Genomic DNA, 18,105 nt, shown 5'->3' with positions numbered 1-18,105 from the left:
TTCGATTCCCCCATCCTGTTCTGTCATGTCCTGGTCGTACGGCCCCACCCCGTGCGCGCGTTCCCGGACCCGGCGGAATCCCCCACACCAGGAGTCAGCACCCATGCTCCGTTCACGCATCGAAAGGGCCGGGGCCCCGGTTCAGGAGGGCGGCCGTCGCAGGCGGTCCAAGAGCCTGACCGCGATCGCCGCCGGCACCACGGCGTCCCTGCTGCTCGGCGCGGGTCTCGCGCTCACCGGTGGCGCCACGGCCAACGCCGCCGTCACCAACTCCACCGGCGCGCCCGCCACCAGCGGTGGCATCAAGGTCGCCTACTTCGACCAGTGGTCGATCTACGCGAACGGGTACTACCCGAAGACGATCCAGGACACCGGCGTGGCCGGGAAGCTGGACTACCTGATCTACTCGTTCGCCAACATCAACCCCACCACCCTCGGCTGTTTCGAGGCCAACAAGGCGGCGAGCCAGGACGAGAACAACCCCAACGCCGGTGACGGTGCGGGCGACTCCTTCGCCGACTACCAGAAGAGCTTCGGTCCGGACATCTCGGTCGACGGCGTCGGCGACGTCTGGGGCCAGCCGATCGTGGGCAACTTCAACCAGCTGAAGAAGCTGAAGGCGAAGAACCCCAAGCTCAAGGTCCTGATCTCGCTGGGCGGCTGGACGTACTCCAAGTACTTCTCGGCGGCGGCCGCCACGGACGCCTCCCGCAAGAAGCTGGTCTCGTCCTGCATCGACATGTTCATCAAGGGCAACCTGCCGGTCGAGGCCGGCTACGGCGGCCCGGGCTCGGCGGCCGGCATCTTCGACGGCATCGACATCGACTGGGAGTACCCGGGCGGCGGCGGCCACACCGGCAACCTGTCGAGCCCGAACGACAAGCAGAACTTCACCCTGCTGCTGAAGGAGCTGCGCGAGCAGCTCGACGCGCAGGGCAAGACCGACGGCAAGAGCTACTACACCGCGGCCGCGGTGGGTGCCGGCCAGGACAAGATCAAGAACGTCGAGACCGACAAGATCGGTCAGTACCTGTCGTTCCTCGACATCATGACGTACGACATGCACGGTGGCTGGGAGTCCAAGGGCCCGACCAACCACCAGGCGCCGATCTACGCCGGCCCGAACGACCCGATGACCCCGGTCCCGGGCGGCACCGGCAAGTACTCGGTCGACTCGGCCGTCAAGGCCTACACCGCCGGTGACCAGCAGTACGGCATCCCGGGCGGCTTCCCCGCGAACAAGATCAACGTGGGTGTGCCGTTCTACTACCGCGGCTGGACCGGCGTCCAGAACAACGGCAAGAACGGTCTCTTCCAGCCCGCCACCGGCCCCGCCGCGGGTGCCTCCATGTCGGGCAACGTCGCGGGCATCCAGATGTACAAGGAGCTGGCCGGCTTCGTCGACAACCCGGCGAAGACGTACTGGGACGAGGACGCCAAGACGACCTACTTCTACGACGGCAGCACCTTCTGGTCCGGTGAGGACGCCCGCTCGATCCAGGCCAAGCTGGACTACGCGCACTGCAACGGCCTCGGCGGTTCCTTCGCCTTCTCGCTGTACGACCTGGGCACCAAGACCAGCCTGTTCGACAAGATGGTCGAGGCCACCAACGGCTCCGCCGCGGGCTGCCCGGCGCCGCCGGTGACCACCCCGCCGACCACGCCGCCGACCACCCCGCCCACGACCCCGCCGACCACGCCGCCCACGACTCCGCCGACCACGCCGCCGACCACCCCGGCCGGCTGCGCGGGCGCCCCGAGCTGGGACGCGGCCGCCACCTACGCGACCTCGACCAAGGTCTCCTGGAAGGGTCACTACTACACCAACAAGTGGTGGACCAAGGGCGACGACCCGACCGCCAGCGGCGCCTGGGGCGTCTGGACCGACAACGGCCCCTGCTGACCCAGTAGTAACGACCGGGTGAGGACCTGACGGACCCTCGCACCTGTCGCACCGAGCGTCCGGCCCGCCGGGGGACACCCCCGGCGGGCCGGACGTCTTCTGCTGTCCCGGGGTCGCCCCGGGGCGCGTCAGTCCTGCTCGGCGGCGGGCCCCGAGGTGTCCGGCCGGCTCTCCTCGATCCGCCGCAGCATCCGGGCCAGCATCCCGGAGAGCACGGTACGGTCCTCGCCGACGACGTCCTGGAGCAGCTCCTCCTCGAAGACGGCGGCCATCCGCATCGACTCCAGCCACTTGTCCCGGCCGAGGTCGGTCAGCTCGATGATCACCCGGACCCGGTTGTTCTCGTCCCGGTCCCGGGTGACCAGGCCCTCGGCCACCATCCGGTCGACCCGGTGGGTCATCGCGGCCGGGGTCAGCCCGAGCCGCTTGGCCAGCTCGCCCGGCCCGAGCCGGTACGGGCTGCCGGACACCACCAGCGCCTTCAGCACCTCCCACTCCGCGGCCGTGATTCCCAGCACAGTGAGCTGCCGGTCGTAGGCGACGGTCATCCGCCGGGCGACCCGGGACAGGGTCTGCACGATGGTCTCGACCTGGGGGTCCACGGTGGGGAATTCCCGCTGGTAGAGCGCCACCTGCTCGGCGATGCCCAGCTCGCGGGCGGTGGCCGGCGCGGGCTTCTCTGCAGTCATGCGGACCAGTGTCGCATGTGGGGTGCACTCCTTAAGACTTTGACTCCGCACTCTTCCGGTGCTAAGACTTTAGAGTCAAACTTTAGCTCTTAAGTCTTCCGGTCTTAAGAGTATCCAGTGAAAACTGACGAAGCCCTGACGGGCGGAGTCCGCAGGAAGGGGTGTGCACGGTGACCGGCACGGTGAAGCAGCAGAGGCAGCAGCGACGTGGGGCGGGCGGCCCGCTGCGCCGCGTCCAGATCGGGAACGCGCTCAGCGCGTTCGGCAGCGGGTTCACGATGCCGTACATGTTCGTGTACGTGGACCAGGTGCGCGGGCTGGGCGCGCTGGCCGCCGGGATGGTGTTCACCGTCTTCGCGCTGGCCGCGCTCGCCGTGCTGCCGTTCACCGGCCGGGGCATCGACCGCTACGGCCCGCGCCCGGTGCTGCTGGCCGGCGCCGCGCTGGCCGCCACCGGCGCGTTCGCCTTCGGGCACGCCACCGGCACCCCGGCCCTGCTGGTCTCCTCGTTCCTGTTCGGCGCGGGTGTCACCACCTGCCAGCCGGCGCTCGCCACCATGATCGTCCGCTGCTCCACCGCGGCGACCCGCTCGCACGCCTTCGCGCTCCAGTTCACCCTGATCAACCTGGGCATGGGCATCGGCGCACTGGTCGGCGGGCAGATCGTGGACGTCGCCGACCCGGCCAGCCTGACCCGGCTGTTCACCATCGAGGCCGTCACCTTCCTCGGCCTCGCCCTGGTGACCGGCACCGCGCGGATCCCGAAGGCCGCGCCGCTGCTGGTCCAGGACGGCGCCGACGCCCCGCGGGGCCTGCGCGCCCTGGTCGCCGACAAGGCCATGGTGCGGCTCTGCGTGCTCGCCGGGCTGATCTTCTTCACCTGCTACGGCCAGTTCGAGTCCGGCGTCGCGGCCTTCGCCACCGACACCGTCGGCACCGCCCCGTCCACCCTGGGCATCGCCATCGGCGCCAACGCGCTGACCATCGTGGTGCTGCAGATGTTCATGGTGCGGATCACCGCCCGCCGCCGCCGCACCACCGCGATGGCCGCCGCCGGCGTGGTCTGGCTCGGCGCCTGGGCGATGGCCCTGGTGGCCGGTCTGGTCCGGACCGAGGCGATGGCCGCCACGGTCGCGATCGTCTCGATCTACGCCCTGTTCGGCGTCGGCGAGTCGCTGCTGGCCCCGACCATGGGCCCGATGGTCGCGGACCTCGCCCCGGCCCGGCTGCTCGGCACCTACAACGCCGGGTACGCCCTGGTGAAGCAGATCGCGATCGCCGTCGGCCCCGCCGTGGGCGTGCTGCTGGTCGGCTCCGGCACCTGGCCGGTCTACCTGGCGGCGATGGCCGGCTGCACCGTGCTGATCGTGGTCCAGGCACTGCGCCTGCGCCCGTACCTCACCGCGGCCCAGGACAACGCGGCCCCCTCGGCCGGGGACGAGCACGCCCCCGCCACCCCGGTCCGCACCCCGGCCCGACCGGTCCGGGAGCTCCAGGCCGCCGCCTGACCCCGCCGCCCGACCGCCCGCGACGGGCGCCCGACAGGTCACCTGTCCGGCGCCCGTCGCGCTTGGTTTCGCGCCCACCGGCACATAGTGTCGGTGGCTGTTGACCGTCCGGCCCGACCCCCTCGGGGCCGGCACCCGGCGAGAACGGCGAAGCGGCGAGGCTACCGAGACCATGACCCAAGCGGCGCTCACCCATCCACCGGCCGCGACGGAGCCCGCCGCCCCGGCACCGGAGCGGCGAGGGCTGTCGCGCCTGGCGGCGGCCCGCTGGGACTGGCTCGGGCCGATCGCGGTGGCGCTCTTCGCCGGTCTGCTGCGGTTCTGGAACCTCGGCCACCCCAACGCCTTCGTCTTCGACGAGACCTACTACCCCAAGGACGCCTGGTCCCTGCTGCGGCAGGGCTACGAGGGCACCTGGCCGGAGCACGCGAACGAGCAGGTGCTCGGCGTCCCGCAGCAGATCCCGCTCACCTCGGCGCCCGAGTTCATCGCCCACCCGCCGCTCGGCAAGTGGGTGATCTCGCTCGGCGAGTGGGCCTTCGGCCTGCACCCCTTCGGCTGGCGGTTCATGACCGCGCTGCTCGGCACCGTCACCGTGCTGATGCTGGCCCGGATCGGCCGCCGGCTCTTCGGCTCCACCCTGATCGGCTGCACCGCCGCCCTGCTGATGGCCGTGGACGGCCTGCAACTGGTGATGAGCCGGGTCGGCCTGCTCGACGGCGTCCAGATGTTCTTCGTCCTGGCCGCCTTCGGCGCGCTGCTGATCGACCGCGACCACGCCCGGGCCCGGCTCGCCGCAGTCCTCCCCGACCGGGGCGGGGACACCGTCCGGCTCGGGTGGCGGCCCTGGCGGATCGCCGCCGGGGTCTGCCTGGGCGCCGCCGCCGGCGTCAAGTGGAACGGCGTGATGGTGCTGGCCGCCTTCGGCGTGCTCACCGTGCTGTGGGACCGGTCGGGCCGCCGCTGGGCCGGCGCCCGCCGCCCCTGGCGCTCCATGCTCCGCCGGGACGCCGGGCCCGCCTTCCTCGCCACGGTCGGCGCCGCCCTCGTCGTCTACGTCGGCGGCTGGGCGGGCTGGCTGTTCACCGGCGGCGGCAAGGGCGCGACCGGCGGCGGCTTCGACCGGCACTGGGCCGACGACCGGGCCGGGCTGTCCCCGGACAGCTTCCTCGGCGTCCCGCTGCCGCAGCTCCCGATGAGCTGGGTGCCCGCGCCGCTGCGCAGCCTCTGGCACTACCACGCGCAGATGTACGACTTCAACACCGGTCTCAGCAGCCCGCACACCTACCAGTCCAACCCGTTCAGCTGGCTGGTCCAGGGCCGGCCGGTCTCGATGTACTGGGAGCAGGTGCCGGCCGGCCAGCACGGCTGCACCGCGTCCGGCGGCTGCGCGGCGCAGATCCTCGGTCTCGGCACCCCGCTGCTCTGGTGGACGGCCTGCTTCGCCCTGGTCTACCTGCTCTGGCGGTGGGCCTTCCGCCGGGACTGGCGCTCCGGCGCGGTGCTGTGCGCGGTGGCCGGTGTCTACCTGCCGTGGTTCCAGTACCAGGAGCGGACGGTCTTCTCCTTCTACATGGTGGTGCTCGTCCCCTTCCTCTGCCTGGCCGTCGCGCAGATGCTGGGCGCGATGCTCGGCCCCGAGGGCTGCCGGCCCGAACGGCGGCGGATCGGCGCCGCCGGGGCCGGACTGGTCGTGCTGGCGATCATGGCCTGCTTCGCCTTCTTCTACCCGCTGTACACGGCGGAGGTGATCCCGATGACGTCCTGGCAGGACCGGATGTGGTTCACCACCTGGATCTGACCGGTGCCCGGTGTCCCGTCGGCCGCCGGCGGGGGACAGCTGCTGCCGGTGACCCCGGCGCTGGGCGCGGTCACCGCGGTGCTGCTGCTGGCCGCCGTCGCGGTCGCGGGGTGGGGCCGGCTCGGGCACGGGCACGCGGTGCTGCGGGCCGGGCTGCGCGCGGTGGTCCAGCTCGCCGCGGTCGCGCTGGTGATCGCCTGGGTGGTCGACTCGCTGTGGTGGTCGGCGCTCTTCGTGCTGCTGATGTTCACGGTCGCGGTGCGGACCGCCGGCCGTCGGATGGTCCCCGACCGGGGGCGGGCCTGGCTGTGGGCGGCCGCGCCGATCGGCGCCGGGGTGCTGCCGGTGCTGGTGCTGCTGCTCGGCAGCGGACTGCTGCCGGCGAAGGGCCTGTCGGTGATCCCGGTCGCCGGCATCCTGATCGGCGGCGCGCTCACCGCCACCTCGCTGTCCGGGCGGCGCGCCCTGGACGAGCTGCGCCAGCGGCACGGCGAGGTCGAGGCGGCGCTGGCGCTCGGCTTCGAGGAGCGGGACGCCCGGATGGAGATCTGCCGGACGGCCGCCGCCACCTCGCTCGTCCCGGCGCTGGACCAGACCCGGACGGTGGGCCTGGTCACGCTGCCGGGGGCGTTCGTGGGCATGCTGCTCGGCGGGGCCTCGCCGGTCCAGGCGGGCGCGGTGCAGTTGTTCGTGCTGGTGGCGCTGCTGGCGGTGGAGTCGACGGCGGTCGTGGTGGTGCTGGAGCTGGTCGGCCGGGGGCTGGTCCGTGTCAGTGCCCCCGCCGCCTCCGCGCCGGGCGGGCGGGAGCGGTGATCGGGTAGGCTGGCCGAGTTGAAGGGGAGTAGCCCTCCACCGGACCGTCGACATACTGGCCCCTCGGGGCCCGGCGCCCGGGGCACCGCGGATCTTCGTCCGACGGGTGCCGGCGAGACCTTCGGCCGCAGTGCTGTGAACGTGGGCGCGTCCGTGCGTCCCGCGTGTCTTCCAACCAGCGCTGTCGGGCCGGAGCGACCCCTGACGGAGCTGCCCGCGGTCCGGCAGCCCGAACCCGAGGGACACCACCCCCGATGAGCCTGACCGTCGCCGCGATCACTTTCGGCATCGTCTTCCTGGCCGAACTGCCCGACAAGACCGCCCTGGCCAGCCTGATGCTCGGCGCCAAGTACCGGGCGAGCTACGTCTTCGCCGGGATCGCCGCCGCCTTCGCCCTCCAGGTGGGCATCGCCCTGGTCGCCGGGCACCTGCTCTCGCTGCTGCCGCAGCGCTGGGTCGAGGGTGTCACCGGTGTGCTGTTCCTGGCCGGCGCGGCGATGCTGCTGTTCCACGGCGGGGGCGACGACGAGGACGGGCACGCGGCCAAGGAGCCGTCCGCGAACAGCTTCTGGAAGGTCGCCGGGGCCAGCTTCGTGGTCGTGGCGATCGCCGAGTTCGGCGACCTGACGCAGATCATGACCGCCAACCTGGCCGCCAAGTACGCCGACCCGCTGGCCGTGGGCCTGGGCGCCTGGCTGGCGCTGTGCGCGGTCGCGGGGATCGCGATCCTGGGCGGGCAGAAGCTGCTGAAGCACGTGCCGATGAAGATCATCATCCGGGTGGCGGCGGGCATCATGGTGCTGATGGCCGTGTTCAGCATCTTCAAGGCGATCACGGGCTGACGGCCCTGGGGCCGGGGTCAGCAGCCGGTGCGCTTCTCCAGCGCGGCCCGGGTGTTGGCCCCGTAGACGCCCTTCTTGTCGCCGCGGACGCCCTGCATGCTCTGGAAGTACGACACGAAGTACTCGGTGTCCCCGTCGAAGTAACCGTTCACGGGGATGTCCGGCGCCATCCAGCACATCACCACGGCGAGCTTCTGCTGCATGGCCTGCACATCGGTGCCCTGCATGCCGTACTGCAGCACCCGGATCGTCGGCGTCGGCGTCGGCGTCGCGGTCGGCGTGGGCGTCACGGTGGCCGTCGGCGTCGGGGTCGGGGACGCCGAGGGGGTCGGGGTGGGGCTCGTCGGCGCCGGCGGCTGGGTGGCCGGGGCACCGGTCGGGGCCGGGGCCGGAACCGGCGGGGCGGCGGCCACGCTGGTGCTCGGGGCGGCCGGCGGCGGGGTGCTCGCGGTCGACCGGGTCGACGTGGGCTTGGTGCTCGCCCGGCTCGGCGTGGGCGTCGGGGTGTCGCTGGGCGGCGGCGGCGCGCTCGGGCTCGGCGCGGCCGGGGTGGTCGGGGCCACCGGGGCGGGGGCGATCGTCGTACTGGGCGGGGGCGCGGCCCGGTCGTCCGGGTCGGCGGACGGGGTGACCGCGTAGGCCAGGCCGACCGTGAGCGCCAGCAGGCCGGCGCCGGCCGCGATCAGCAGCCCCTTGCGGCGGCCCGGTCCGCCGCCGTTCTCCTGCTCGGCGGCGCGCCGCGCGGCCCGGCCTCCGGTGGGCGCCGCGGCGTCGGGGGCGACCGGGAAGACACCCAGCTCGTCCTCGGCCGGGGCGTCGTACCCGCCGGACCGCGCGCCGGCCGGCGGCGGGGGGAAGTGCGGGGCGGTGGCGACCGGGGGAAGCACGGTGGTCGCGTAGGCGTCGGCGTCCGGCCCCAGCGGCGGAGTGACCGGCGGGGGAGTGGCCGACTGCGGGGCGACCGGGGGCAGCACGGCGGTGCCGAACGGGTCGGCCGTCGGCGGCACGGGGGCCGGGGGCGCTTCGAGGGTCGCCGGGAAGTCCGGGTCCGCCACCTGGCCGACGGCCTGCGGCACGTACGGGCGGACCAGCGGCGGGCCCTCCAGGTGCGGCAGGACGGCGGTGTCGTCGAGGGCGTGGTCCGGCGGGAGGCAGCCGCACCCGGTGGATCGTGCGGAGCCGCACGTCGGGCAGCGCTGGTCCGGCATCGGCCGGCCCTCCTCGGTTCTCGGTCGTTCTCGGTCGTTCGCGGTCCCGGACGCGCGGTCGGTCGGACTCGTGTTCAGGCGATGGACGGGCCTGATTATGCAGGACGTCCCTGAGGGGGGACAGGGGCGTCCGGCCCGGTGTGGGGACCTTGTGCCGGTTGGTGGGGGTTGGTCGTCGATGAACGGTGGGTGTGCGGATGTGAAGGTCCGGCTGACGGCCGTGCTTACGTTCGGCTCAACTGAACGGAGCAGAACGGTGCATTTCTGACAGCATGGTGGCCTGGAGTGATCATCTGCCGACCTGTGAGGGATACGGAGACGCCATGACGGATCCGATCGCCGCGTCCGACCGGAGCCCTGACGGGGGGCCGGGACCGGGGTCCGCGGGGGTTCCCGCCCGGCCCCCGGTCACCGCGGGCAGTCTGTGGGTGCCGATCGGGGCCCTGCTGCTGGCGATGCTGCTCGCCGCGCTCGACCAGACCATCGTCTCCACCGCGCTGCCCACCATCGTCAGCGACCTCGGCGGGCTGGAGCACCTGTCCTGGGTGGTCACCGCCTACATGCTCGCCTCGACCGCGGCCACCCCGCTGTGGGGCAAGCTCGGCGACATGTACGGCCGGAAGGTCTTCTTCCAGGCCTCCATCGTGATCTTCCTGCTGGGCTCGGTGCTGTGCGGCATCGCCCAGAACATGGGCGAGCTGATCGCCTTCCGCGCCGTCCAGGGCCTGGGCGGCGGTGGTCTGATCGTGCTCTCGCAGGCCATCGTCGGGGACCTCGTGCCGCCCCGGGACCGGGGGAAGTACCAGGGCGTCTTCGGCGCCGTCTTCGGTGTCACCAGCGTGCTCGGCCCGCTGCTCGGCGGCCTGTTCGTCGACAACCTCAGCTGGCGCTGGGTGTTCTACATCAACCTGCCGATCGGCGTGGTCGCCCTGGTGGTGATCGCCGCCGTGCTGCACGGGACGGAGGTCCGGCGCCGGCACCGGATCGACTACCTCGGCACCGTGCTGATCGCCTCGGTGGCCACCTGCCTGGTGCTGATGACCTCGCTCGGCGGGACGACCTGGGGGTGGAGCTCCTGGCAGATCGTCGGACTGGGAGTGCTCGGCCTTGTCCTGCTGGTCGCCTTCGTCCAGGTGGAGCGGACCGCGGAGGAGCCCGTCCTGCCGCTACGGCTGTTCCGCTCCCGGACCTTCAGCCTGGTGGCCGTCATCTCCTTCGTGGTCGGCTTCGCGATGTTCGGCGCGCTCACCTATCTGCCGACCTTCCTCCAGGTGGTCATGAAGGTCTCGCCGACGATGTCCGGCATCCACATGCTGCCGATGGTGATCGGCATGCTGGTCACCTCGATCGGCTCCGGCCAGATCGTGGCCAGGACCGGCCACTACCGGGTCTTCCCGATCGCCGGCACCGCGATCACGACCGTCGGCCTGCTGCTGCTCTCGCTGCTCGACGAGCACAGCAGCACCTTCGAGATTAGCTGCTACTTCCTGGTCTTCGGCCTCGGCCTCGGCCTGGTGATGCAGGTGCTGGTGCTGATCGTGCAGAACTCCGTCGGCTACCAGGACCTCGGCGTCGCCACCGCCGGCGCCACCTTCTTCCGCTCCATCGGTGCCTCCTTCGGGGTCTCCGTCTTCGGCACGATCTTCGCCTCCGGGCTCAACGACCGGCTCGGCGACGCCCTGGCCGGAGTCCAGCTGCCGCCCGGCTTCGGCCCCGGGGCGATCACCTCCGATCCACGCGTCGTCGAACAGCTGCCCGCCGCCACCCAGGCCGCGGTCTACCACGCCTACGCCGAGTCGATCACCCGGGTCTTCCTCTACGCGGTGCCGGTGGCGCTGGTCGCCTTCGTGCTCTCGCTGTTCCTGCGGGAGCAGAAGCTGCGCACCACCGTGACCGCCCCGGACCTCTCGGAGTCCATCGGCCTCAATCCGGTCGAGCGCTCCTCGCTGGACGAGATCAGCCGGGCGCTGTCCGTCCTCGGCACCCGGGAGGCACGGCGCGACCTGTTCAAACGGATCACCGCCACGGCGGGCCTCGACCTCAAGCCGGCCTCCAGCTGGCTGCTGCTCCAGATGTACCACCACGGCTCGGTGGAGCCCGCCGAACTGGCGGAGCGCCGGATCGTGCCCTTCTCGGTGGTGGAGGAGGCGGTGCGCGAGGTCGAGGGCCGGGGGCTGGCGGCCCGCAGCGGCGGGCTCCCGCTGCGGCTGACCGAGCCGGGCGAGGCGGCGGCCGTCCAGCTGGTCGCGGCCCGGCGGACGCAGCTCGCCGAACTCCTCGGCGACTGGGACGAGAAGCAGTTCGACGACCTGGCCGCACTGCTCACCCGGCTGGCCTCCACACTGTGCGCGGACGAGCGGGACCGGCCCGACCGGGTCCTCGACGAGCACCCGTACCGGGGTGAGGGCCGCTCGTTCTGACGGTCGTTCCTGCCGAGGGCCGCTCGTTCGGACGCCTGCGTCACGGGCCGCCGAACCACCTCGGGGTGTCCAGTCGGAACGGGTCCCCGGGCGCGAGCGTCCGCAGTGCGTCCTCCAGCTCCCGCAGTCGCTCCTCGCCGCCCAGTTGCGCGACCCACTCCTCGCGCAGCTCCTCGAAGATCCGGGCCGACCGGACCAGGCAGTCCACCCCGCGTCCGGTCAGCCGGACCACCTTGCGGCGGGCGTCCGCCGGGTCGCTGCCGCGCTCGACGTAGCCGAGCCGTTCCAGCTGCTCGACGGTCTTCCCGGCCGCCTGCTTGGACACCCCGAGCCGCTTCCCGAGCTCGACGGCGGTGGTGCCCTGCGCACCGATCGCCTGGAACACGAACCCGTGCATCGGCCGCAGGTCGGGATGCCCCTCGCGGGCGATCCGCTCGTGCAGCTCGTCGATGACCGTCCGGAAGGCAAGCAGCAGCCGCAGCGGCAGCTCGTATCCCGGCCTCGCGTCTTCCCTGGGATCCCTTGACACGATCGACAACCTCATTGACTATATGGACAACCTGATTGTCCATTATAGAGGGGCTACCCACTCTTGTCCGTCATCCGCAGCACCGACGCCCGCCGCACCGAGACCCCGAACGCCGTGATGACCACCTACGCCTCGCCCACCCAGGGCGGTACCGGCCTCGCGCTGTGGCGGGTGGAGATGCGGCCTGCCCGTTCGGGTCCGCGCCACGCCATGGACACCGAGCAGGTGTGGACCTTCCTCACCGGCACCGCCGTGGTCGACCTGGACGGCGAGGAGCTCGCCCTCGCCGCCGGCGACACCCTCGTCCTGCCTGCCGGCCTCCCTCGGCAGATGCGCTCCGAGGACGGCTTCACCGCGGTGGTCGCCTCCCCGGCGCCCTCCACGGCCCACAACCTGGACACCGGCGACCGGGTCGCCCCGCCGTGGATCGTGTGAGGTGTAGCAGACTGCCTCCCGGAACAACCCTGAGGAGGTACGGCGTGTCCGTCGTCAAGATCAATGTGCTGACCGTTCCGGCTGAGCAGCGGGAGGTGCTGGAGCAGCGCTTCGGCGCCCGGGCCGGTGCGGTGGAGAACTCGGACGGCTTCGAGTACTTCGAGCTGCTCCGCCCGGTCGAGGGGACCGACCAGTACCTGGTGTACACCCGCTGGCGGGACGAGGAGTCCTTCCAGGCCTGGCTCGCGGGCCCGATGCAGGCCGCGCACCGGCCGGCGGCCAAGGACGGCGAGGCCCCGCAGCGGCCCGCCGCCGCCGGCTCCACCCTGTGGTCCTTCGACGTGGTGCAGTCGGCCGGCCCGAAGGGCTGAGATCCGCATTCGCGGAACGGCGCGCCCCGGACGCAACGGCGTCCGGGGCGCGCTGTCGTGGGGGTACCGAAGAGATGGGCCCGACCTTCGCGCCCGGTGATGGGCGGCGGTGCTGTCCGGCATTGGACGGTTCATCACATGGGAGCGCTGTTCGGCATTCGAGTGCGCCGGGGTGGGTGCGCGTGCGCCGCCCGATCGGGTGATGCGGATGAGGTTTCCGGGGCTGTTTGCTGGACTAGCGTGATCATTGCTTTCAGCAAAGGAAAGCCCCGGCGGTGCGCCAACACCCCGGGGAACGGCACCAGGAGTAAAGGGCTCCACGATGCAGATCAATCGTATCCCCAAGCACGCGCCCGGGTACACGATCCTCGACAACGGGCATGTCGTGCGGAAGCACTCGCTCAGTTGGGCGGCGCGCGGGTTGCTCGGCTACCTCCTCAGTCTGCCGAACGGCGCTCGGGAGGATGTTCGGACGCTGGCCGCGAAGAGCGTCGAGGGGCGAGCGACGGTCGCCCGGGCGTTGCGGGAGCTGGAGACGGCCGGGCACTACGTGCGGCGGACCGTGCGCGACCCCGTGACGGGGCGGGTCCGGACGGTGGTCTCCGTGCATGAAGTGCCGTCGGCGGACAAGGCGGTTCACGCGTTGCCACCGGTTCCCGTGGCACCGGCCGCCGGGGCGCCCGGTGCCGGGAAGGCGGGAAGCCCCTCCTTGAGGGAAAGGACGTCGAGGCAGAAGGAACCCTCCGTCCTTCCGGCGATGGTGACAGCGCCCCGGATGACGGAAGGGATGGGGCTTCTGATCGAACTGGGCTGCCGGGAGCCGGCATTGGCGCTGGCCGGCAAACCGCTGGCGGACCAGGCGGTGCGGGTGGAGGGCCTGTTGGCGGGCGGATGGTCGGCGGACGCGCTGATGGGCATCCTGGCCGCGCCGTTGCCGGGGAAGGTGACCCACAGCGTTGCGGCGATCCTCGGCGGGCGGTTGACGAAGGTGCCGCCCGTTCCCTTGGGCAGGAGCGCCGCGGTGGTGAAGTCGGCGGCAGTGCCGAGCCCGAGGCGGCACGAGTGCACAGGGCGGGATGGCATGTGCGGCCGTCCCGTCGGCGGAGTGGGTGAGCTGTGCACCGGCTGCCGCCCGCCCCGGGCAGTGGGAGACCGGACGCTGCTGCAGCACTCGATGTAGTCGGTCGGGGCGGTGGCCTGCGGGGCAAAGGTGGGGTCGGGAGCGTAGGGGTACGTCCGCGCCGCACGGTTCACCCGTCTGAGCACAGAGGGTGGTGGAAGGTTGCGTCTCCGCGTGCGCTCCCGCACCGGGCGAGGGTGGCACGACCTAACGAAGGTGCCCTGCGGCCTTTCCCGTCTCGTCTCTCCGCATGGCGGTCATGCCCAGTTCGGCGAGGCGGGGAAGGAAGGTCACGTCCAGCTGGTCCGCCGGGTGCAGCAAGCCGCGCTCGCAGGTCTCCGCAGTCCAAACGACGCAGCGGGACCGAGGATAGGCGGGATTGATTCCGATCTCGCCTTTCGGGATCGTGCCGTTGAACGGCGTCGGGATGCCCTCGGTGTTCCAGTAGTCCCAAGCCTCAAGGGCCTTGGCCTGTTCGAAGGCGAGGTACAGCTGCGGGTAGCGGTCGATGATGCGCATCTCGCGGAAGAGGAGTTGCCCGAGCAGGGGCGGTGCGGTCGCACTGAGGACGTCGAAGTCCGCGGCTCCGAAGGTGAAGGATGCCGCGTCCTGGCCGGGCGCGAGTGCCACAGTGGTGAACAAGTGCGACACGCGCCGCCTGATGTAGCGGGCTGCCCCGGATGTCAGGCCGGCCTCGATCTGTCCGACGAGCCGGAGGAGTCGATCGTGTCCTGGGCTGAAGCGGGACAGGTCGAAGAGCTTGTCCATGCCTCGGACGGCGGAGAATGCCAGCCTCTTGTAGAGGCGGTTGTTCATCTCGGCGAGCTGGGCGTACGCCTTGGTCTCGGGGGTTCTGGAGTTGAGCATCAGGTACTCGGACACCACCTCGAAGTAGAGGTAGCCGAGGAACGGGAAGACCGGCACGGTGGCGGCGAGCCGGTCGACGAATTCGGCGTCCGGTGTCGGGTTCCCCGTGGCGTTGGCGAGGAGGGTGTCGAGGAAGGGCGCCGCTGCGCTGACCCGACCCAGTACCGCTCGGCGGAGCTGGGCGTCTTCGGCCTCGGTGAGGAAGTTGCGGTGGGTGAGGTAGATGCGCAGGTGGACAGCGCCCAGGCGGAGGTAGTCGATGCCCTTGGGCGGCACAGGAGCGTCAGGGGTGATCTCGAAGACCAGGGTGCGGGTGTGCTTCTTGGTCTCCAACAGGTAGCTGCCCAGGTTGTGGGGACGTAGGCCGGCGGGCTCGGCGGTGAGGGGCGCGCAGTAGAGCGCGGCGACCAGGCAGCCGGTGGAGGCGTAGAGCTGCCCGCTGGCGCGGATCGCGTCCAGGGCGACGGTGGTGTGCATCAGACGGACAGGGCCTCCGGAGGTCAGCGTCTGGGTCATGGAGTTGCCGCGCAGCAGCCAGCCGTTGGGCGTTTCGTGTTCGAGGTGGTGGCGCCAGTCGGCTTCGGTCTCGGCGACGCCAGAGGGACCGGGCCGGGTGGAGCGGCTGGTGTGGTCGGTGTGGGCGTTGTCCCACTCGTGGTGCATGGATGACCTCCTACTGCCGGGGGTTGAGGATCTGGCCGGCATGGATGAGTGCCCCGTGGTTGGTGGCGCCGTTGAGCCGGGCCTGTTCGCTGCGGACGACGAGGTCGAAGGCGACGGGGTGGAGCCATGCGGGGATGACGATGTGGAGATGGAAGGGGTCCGGCCACCAGCGGGCGAGGGGGAGCCGGTAGCGGTCCAGGCAGTCGGCCGCCTTGAGCAGGTCGATCAGGTGGGGCGCCTGCTGGTAGGCGAGGTTCTGCTGCGAGGTGAAGTCCGTGTACGGGACGTCGTGGAGGCCGATGGCAATGGCTGCCTGCTGGGAGAGGTCGGGTGGGAGCTCTCGGCCGAGCGTTGTGGTCACGGCGTGCTGGTTGCGGGTGAACCAGAGTGCTGCCCGTCGGCCGTGCCCGGGATCGTCGCGGTCGTCGCGCCGCCGGCAGTCGTGGGCCGCTGCGGCGGCGCACAGGGCCGCGGTGTGATCGCGGTCGAGCCCGTACTCCTGGGCGAGCAGACCGGCGAGCAGGGAGACGCGGGCGTTGTGCCGGATGCCGTGGATGGAGTCCACGAGCTGAGGCTCCGCGAACCAGGTGACGTCCGGTACCAGCATGAGTGGCGGATGTGGCAGGGTGGGCGGCGCGGCTGAGGCTTCGGGCCGGTTCCTGGCGATCCAGGCGAGTGTGTCCTGGTCCATGACCTGATGGGCGGGAAGGCTCCGGTTCTCGGCGAGTTCTCGGAGCGACGTGCCACCCGGCTTCGGTGTTCGTGAGGTCATCTCTGGTTCCTCGAAGGGAAGAGGTTCGGTGGGCGTCAAGCTGGGCGTGGCGGTGCTGACCATGGGCACGCGGCCGAAGGAACTGGCCGAGTTGCTGGCCTCGGTGGAGATGCAGGCGGTCAAGGCCGCGAAGGTCGTGGTGGTCGGCAACGGGTGCGTGCTGCCGGAACTGCCCGCCGGGGTGGAGGGCGTGGAACTCGCGGACAATCTCGGGGTGACCGGCGGTCGCAACGCCGCCCTCGACCACCTGCGGGACGTGGACGTGGTGATCGACCTGGACGACGACGGCCTGCTGGTCGCCGACGACGTCCTCGCCCGGATCACCGCCCTGTACGAGGCAGACCCCCGGCTGGGCATCGTGAGCTTCCGGATCGCGGACGAGACCGGCCTCACCCAGCGGCGCCACGTCCCCCGGCTGCGGGCCGGCGACCCGATGCGCGGCGGCGAGGTGACCAGCTTCCTCGGCGGAGGCCACGCCCTGTCCTCGAAGATGCTGGGGCAGGTCGGCGACTGGCCGGACTCCTTCTTCTTCGCGCACGAGGAGACCGACATGGCCTGGCGGGCCCTGGATTCCGGGTGGCGGGTGCTCTACGTCCCCGAGCTGCTGCTCCAGCACCCGCGCACCAGCCCGACCCGGCACTCCTTCTTCTACCGGGTGAACGCCCGCAACCGGGTGTACCTGGCGCGTCGGCACCTCCCGGCTCTGCTGGTGCCGGTCTACCTCGGCGTGTGGATGGCGCTCACCGTCGCCCGGACCAGGGACGCGGCCGGCCTCAAGGCGTGGTTCGCGGGCTTCGCCGAGGGCTGGCGCACCCCGTGCGGGCGGCGTAAGCCGTTGCGCTGGCGCACGGTGTGGACCATGACCCGGCTGGGGCGTCCGCCGATCGTCTAGGCGGCTGCCGCCTGGCGCATCCAGTCGGGAACGGCCTCCGGCGTGGCCTTCAACCAGGCCACGTATCGGGCGACGCCTTCCGTCACCGTGATGCTCGGCCGCCACTCCAGCAGCTCCTCCATCCGCTCGACGGAGGCGTATCCGCCCTTTGGGTCGCCGGACGGCATGGGCGTCTCGACCAACGGGACGTCCGGGTAGTGGCCGCGGACGAGCTCGGCGATCTGCCGGATGGAAGTGCCAAGCCCAGTACCGATGTTGATGGTCTCCTCGTGCGCACGGGGTGCGACCAGTGCTCGCAGCGTGCCGGTGGCGATGTCGTCGACGTGGACCATGTCGCGGATCTGGTGCCCACCACCGTTGAGGTGCAGCGACAGCCCGAGCGCGGCCCGCATGGCGAACCACGCGACCACCCAGGAGTGGCTTCGCTCCTTCACGACCTGCGGTTCGCCGTAGACCGAGAAGTACCGCACCACGGCGTACGAGATACCGGCACCGCCGAGCACCGCGGCGGTCTGGTACTCGCCCCACGCCTTGCTGTTGCCGTACACGGACACCGGCTGGACCGCCGCGCCCTCCACGAACCGGGGGCTGCCGTTGCCGTAGACGCTGGCGGAGGAGACGAACACCATCCTCCGTACCCGGTCCGAGGCGGCGACGGCGTCCAGGACCCGCTGGGTGCCGGTGATGTTGGTGTCGATGGCGTCCAGAGGCCGGCGCGTGCAGGCCGCCACGTCGGCCAGGGCGGCGGCGTGGATCACGTAGTCGCAGTCGGAGACCACCTTGCGCATCAGGTTCGGTTCGGCGATGTCGCCGACGATGAAGTCCGGGTCGGCGGCGTCGATGCCGAACCGCTCGCGGTACACCTCGTGCGGGTAGGCGTCGAGCTTGCAGACGGAGATGGGGCGGGCGCCGAGCCGGCGGAGCCGGGACGTGAGGCGGCTGCCGATCAGGCCGCCGGCACCGGTGACCAGGACGGTCTTTCCTGAGAGTTGTTCGAGGGACAAGGGAGGCTCTTCCTCTCACATGTGGGACGGGTGGTGCTGCGGGGAGGCGGGGTCAGCCGTTGCGATGCTTCGGGCAGCGGCAGGCGGGCCAGGTTGCCGCGGGGTGGTAGGCGGAGGCGTCGGGTTCCGACTCCACGGTGATGACGCCGGAGTCGTCGTACCGGGTGCCGTCCTTCGCGATCTTGAACGTACGGATGTACAGGCCCTGGCGGCGGTCCTCCGGGAGCTTGAAGTCCGGGGAGTTCTCGGCGCTCACGCGACCGACCCC

At 71.5% G+C, this 18,105-nt stretch carries 17 protein-coding genes; 10 read left to right on the top strand and 7 right to left on the bottom strand.

Going from position 1 to position 18,105, the window contains the following annotated elements:
- Positions 1-103: 103 nt before the first annotated feature.
- Positions 104-1,903 carry a glycosyl hydrolase family 18 protein gene (locus tag IF01_RS0103000; protein WP_078879589.1) on the top strand — a complete coding sequence of 600 codons (1,800 nt, stop codon included), beginning with the start codon at positions 104-106 and terminating at the stop codon, positions 1,901-1,903.
- A 128-nt stretch (positions 1,904-2,031) separates the two neighbouring features.
- On the opposite strand, the gene IF01_RS0102995 is transcribed toward IF01_RS0103000, so the two are convergent.
- A complete protein-coding gene (locus tag IF01_RS0102995; RefSeq protein ID WP_030391643.1) occupies positions 2,032-2,592 on the bottom strand; it encodes a MarR family winged helix-turn-helix transcriptional regulator in 561 nt (186 codons plus the stop codon).
- Positions 2,593-2,762: 170 nt separating this feature from the next.
- Between IF01_RS0102995 and IF01_RS0102990 the strand changes: the two genes are divergently transcribed.
- The 4 genes from IF01_RS0102990 (at position 2,763) to IF01_RS0102975 (ending at position 7,556) form a co-directional block, all read left to right on the top strand.
- Positions 2,763-4,100, top strand: coding sequence for an MFS transporter (locus IF01_RS0102990; RefSeq protein WP_233290239.1), 1,338 nt, complete (start codon positions 2,763-2,765; stop codon positions 4,098-4,100).
- Positions 4,101-4,272: 172 nt separating this feature from the next.
- Positions 4,273-5,901, top strand: a complete 1,629-nt coding sequence (locus IF01_RS0102985; protein WP_078879588.1) for a dolichyl-phosphate-mannose--protein mannosyltransferase — start codon at positions 4,273-4,275, stop codon at positions 5,899-5,901.
- Positions 5,902-5,904: 3 nt separating this feature from the next.
- Positions 5,905-6,714 (top strand): ABC transporter permease, encoded by an 810-nt coding sequence (locus tag IF01_RS0102980; protein ID WP_233290240.1) that lies wholly within the window; start codon positions 5,905-5,907, stop codon positions 6,712-6,714.
- A gap of 254 nt (positions 6,715-6,968) precedes the next feature.
- Positions 6,969-7,556 carry a TMEM165/GDT1 family protein gene (locus IF01_RS0102975; RefSeq protein ID WP_030391639.1) on the top strand — a complete coding sequence of 196 codons (588 nt, stop codon included), beginning with the start codon at positions 6,969-6,971 and terminating at the stop codon, positions 7,554-7,556.
- Between the two features lie 17 nt (positions 7,557-7,573).
- Here IF01_RS0102975 and IF01_RS50820 read toward each other — a convergent pair whose 3' ends face one another.
- Positions 7,574-8,764, bottom strand: coding sequence for a peptidoglycan-binding domain-containing protein (locus IF01_RS50820; protein ID WP_030391638.1), 1,191 nt, complete (start codon positions 8,762-8,764; stop codon positions 7,574-7,576).
- Positions 8,765-9,087: 323 nt separating this feature from the next.
- Between IF01_RS50820 and IF01_RS0102965 the strand changes: the two genes are divergently transcribed.
- Positions 9,088-11,184 (top strand): MDR family MFS transporter, encoded by a 2,097-nt coding sequence (locus tag IF01_RS0102965; protein ID WP_078879587.1) that lies wholly within the window; start codon positions 9,088-9,090, stop codon positions 11,182-11,184.
- 40 nt (positions 11,185-11,224) lie between these two features.
- Here IF01_RS0102965 and IF01_RS0102960 read toward each other — a convergent pair whose 3' ends face one another.
- Positions 11,225-11,713 (bottom strand): MarR family winged helix-turn-helix transcriptional regulator, encoded by a 489-nt coding sequence (locus IF01_RS0102960; protein WP_030391636.1) that lies wholly within the window; start codon positions 11,711-11,713, stop codon positions 11,225-11,227.
- Between the two features lie 63 nt (positions 11,714-11,776).
- On the opposite strand from IF01_RS0102960, the gene IF01_RS0102955 reads away from it, so the two are divergent.
- The 3 genes from IF01_RS0102955 to IF01_RS0102945 all read left to right on the top strand — a co-directional run bounded on the left by IF01_RS0102955 (position 11,777) and on the right by IF01_RS0102945 (position 13,699).
- Positions 11,777-12,148: a cupin domain-containing protein gene (locus tag IF01_RS0102955; RefSeq protein WP_030391635.1), complete on the top strand. Its 372-nt coding sequence runs from the start codon at positions 11,777-11,779 to the stop codon at positions 12,146-12,148.
- 44 nt (positions 12,149-12,192) lie between these two features.
- Complete coding sequence (locus IF01_RS0102950) at positions 12,193-12,519, top strand: antibiotic biosynthesis monooxygenase family protein (protein WP_030391634.1); 327 nt, start codon at positions 12,193-12,195, stop codon at positions 12,517-12,519.
- 322 nt (positions 12,520-12,841) lie between these two features.
- Positions 12,842-13,699, top strand: a complete 858-nt coding sequence (locus IF01_RS0102945; protein ID WP_030391633.1) for a helix-turn-helix domain-containing protein — start codon at positions 12,842-12,844, stop codon at positions 13,697-13,699.
- 147 nt (positions 13,700-13,846) lie between these two features.
- On the opposite strand, the gene IF01_RS0102940 is transcribed toward IF01_RS0102945, so the two are convergent.
- Together IF01_RS0102940 and IF01_RS0102935 are read right to left on the bottom strand one after the other, a co-directional pair.
- Positions 13,847-15,169: a hypothetical protein gene (locus IF01_RS0102940; RefSeq protein ID WP_030391632.1), complete on the bottom strand. Its 1,323-nt coding sequence runs from the start codon at positions 15,167-15,169 to the stop codon at positions 13,847-13,849.
- A 10-nt stretch (positions 15,170-15,179) separates the two neighbouring features.
- Entirely contained in the window at positions 15,180-15,734 is a 555-nt protein-coding gene (locus IF01_RS0102935) for a hypothetical protein (RefSeq protein WP_244215405.1), read from the bottom strand.
- Between the two features lie 268 nt (positions 15,735-16,002).
- Here IF01_RS0102935 and IF01_RS0102930 point away from each other — a divergent pair, with 268 nt between their 5' ends.
- A complete protein-coding gene (locus IF01_RS0102930; RefSeq protein ID WP_051754863.1) occupies positions 16,003-16,833 on the top strand; it encodes a glycosyltransferase family 2 protein in 831 nt (276 codons plus the stop codon).
- Here IF01_RS0102930 and IF01_RS0102925 read toward each other — a convergent pair.
- Positions 16,830-17,837, bottom strand: a complete 1,008-nt coding sequence (locus IF01_RS0102925) for an NAD-dependent epimerase/dehydratase family protein (RefSeq protein WP_030391629.1) — start codon at positions 17,835-17,837, stop codon at positions 16,830-16,832. The two genes, IF01_RS0102930 and IF01_RS0102925, sit on opposite strands and share 4 nt — an antisense overlap.
- 52 nt (positions 17,838-17,889) lie before the next feature.
- On the bottom strand, positions 17,890-18,093 hold the full coding sequence (locus IF01_RS0102920) for a hypothetical protein (protein WP_030391628.1): 204 nt from the start codon (positions 18,091-18,093) through the stop codon (positions 17,890-17,892).
- Between the last annotated feature and the right edge of the window lie 12 nt (positions 18,094-18,105).

The sequence above is a fragment of the Kitasatospora purpeofusca genome, assembly GCF_000718025.1.
Classification (GTDB): Bacteria; Actinomycetota; Actinomycetes; order Streptomycetales; family Streptomycetaceae; genus Kitasatospora; species Kitasatospora purpeofusca.
This window is presented reverse-complemented; position numbering and strand designations above follow the sequence as displayed.

Coding starts and splice junctions, on each gene's coding strand:
- IF01_RS0103000 (WP_078879589.1), top strand. CDS start 104: ATGCTCCGTTCACGCATCGAAAGGGCCGGGGCCCCGGTTCAGGAGGGC.
- IF01_RS0102995 (WP_030391643.1), bottom strand. CDS start 2,592: ATGACTGCAGAGAAGCCCGCGCCGGCCACCGCCCGCGAGCTGGGCATC.
- IF01_RS0102985 (WP_078879588.1), top strand. CDS start 4,273: ATGACCCAAGCGGCGCTCACCCATCCACCGGCCGCGACGGAGCCCGCC.
- IF01_RS0102975 (WP_030391639.1), top strand. CDS start 6,969: ATGAGCCTGACCGTCGCCGCGATCACTTTCGGCATCGTCTTCCTGGCC.
- IF01_RS50820 (WP_030391638.1), bottom strand. CDS start 8,764: ATGCCGGACCAGCGCTGCCCGACGTGCGGCTCCGCACGATCCACCGGG.
- IF01_RS0102965 (WP_078879587.1), top strand. CDS start 9,088: ATGACGGATCCGATCGCCGCGTCCGACCGGAGCCCTGACGGGGGGCCG.
- IF01_RS0102945 (WP_030391633.1), top strand. CDS start 12,842: ATGCAGATCAATCGTATCCCCAAGCACGCGCCCGGGTACACGATCCTC.
- IF01_RS0102940 (WP_030391632.1), bottom strand. CDS start 15,169: ATGCACCACGAGTGGGACAACGCCCACACCGACCACACCAGCCGCTCC.
- IF01_RS0102930 (WP_051754863.1), top strand. CDS start 16,003: ATGGGCACGCGGCCGAAGGAACTGGCCGAGTTGCTGGCCTCGGTGGAG.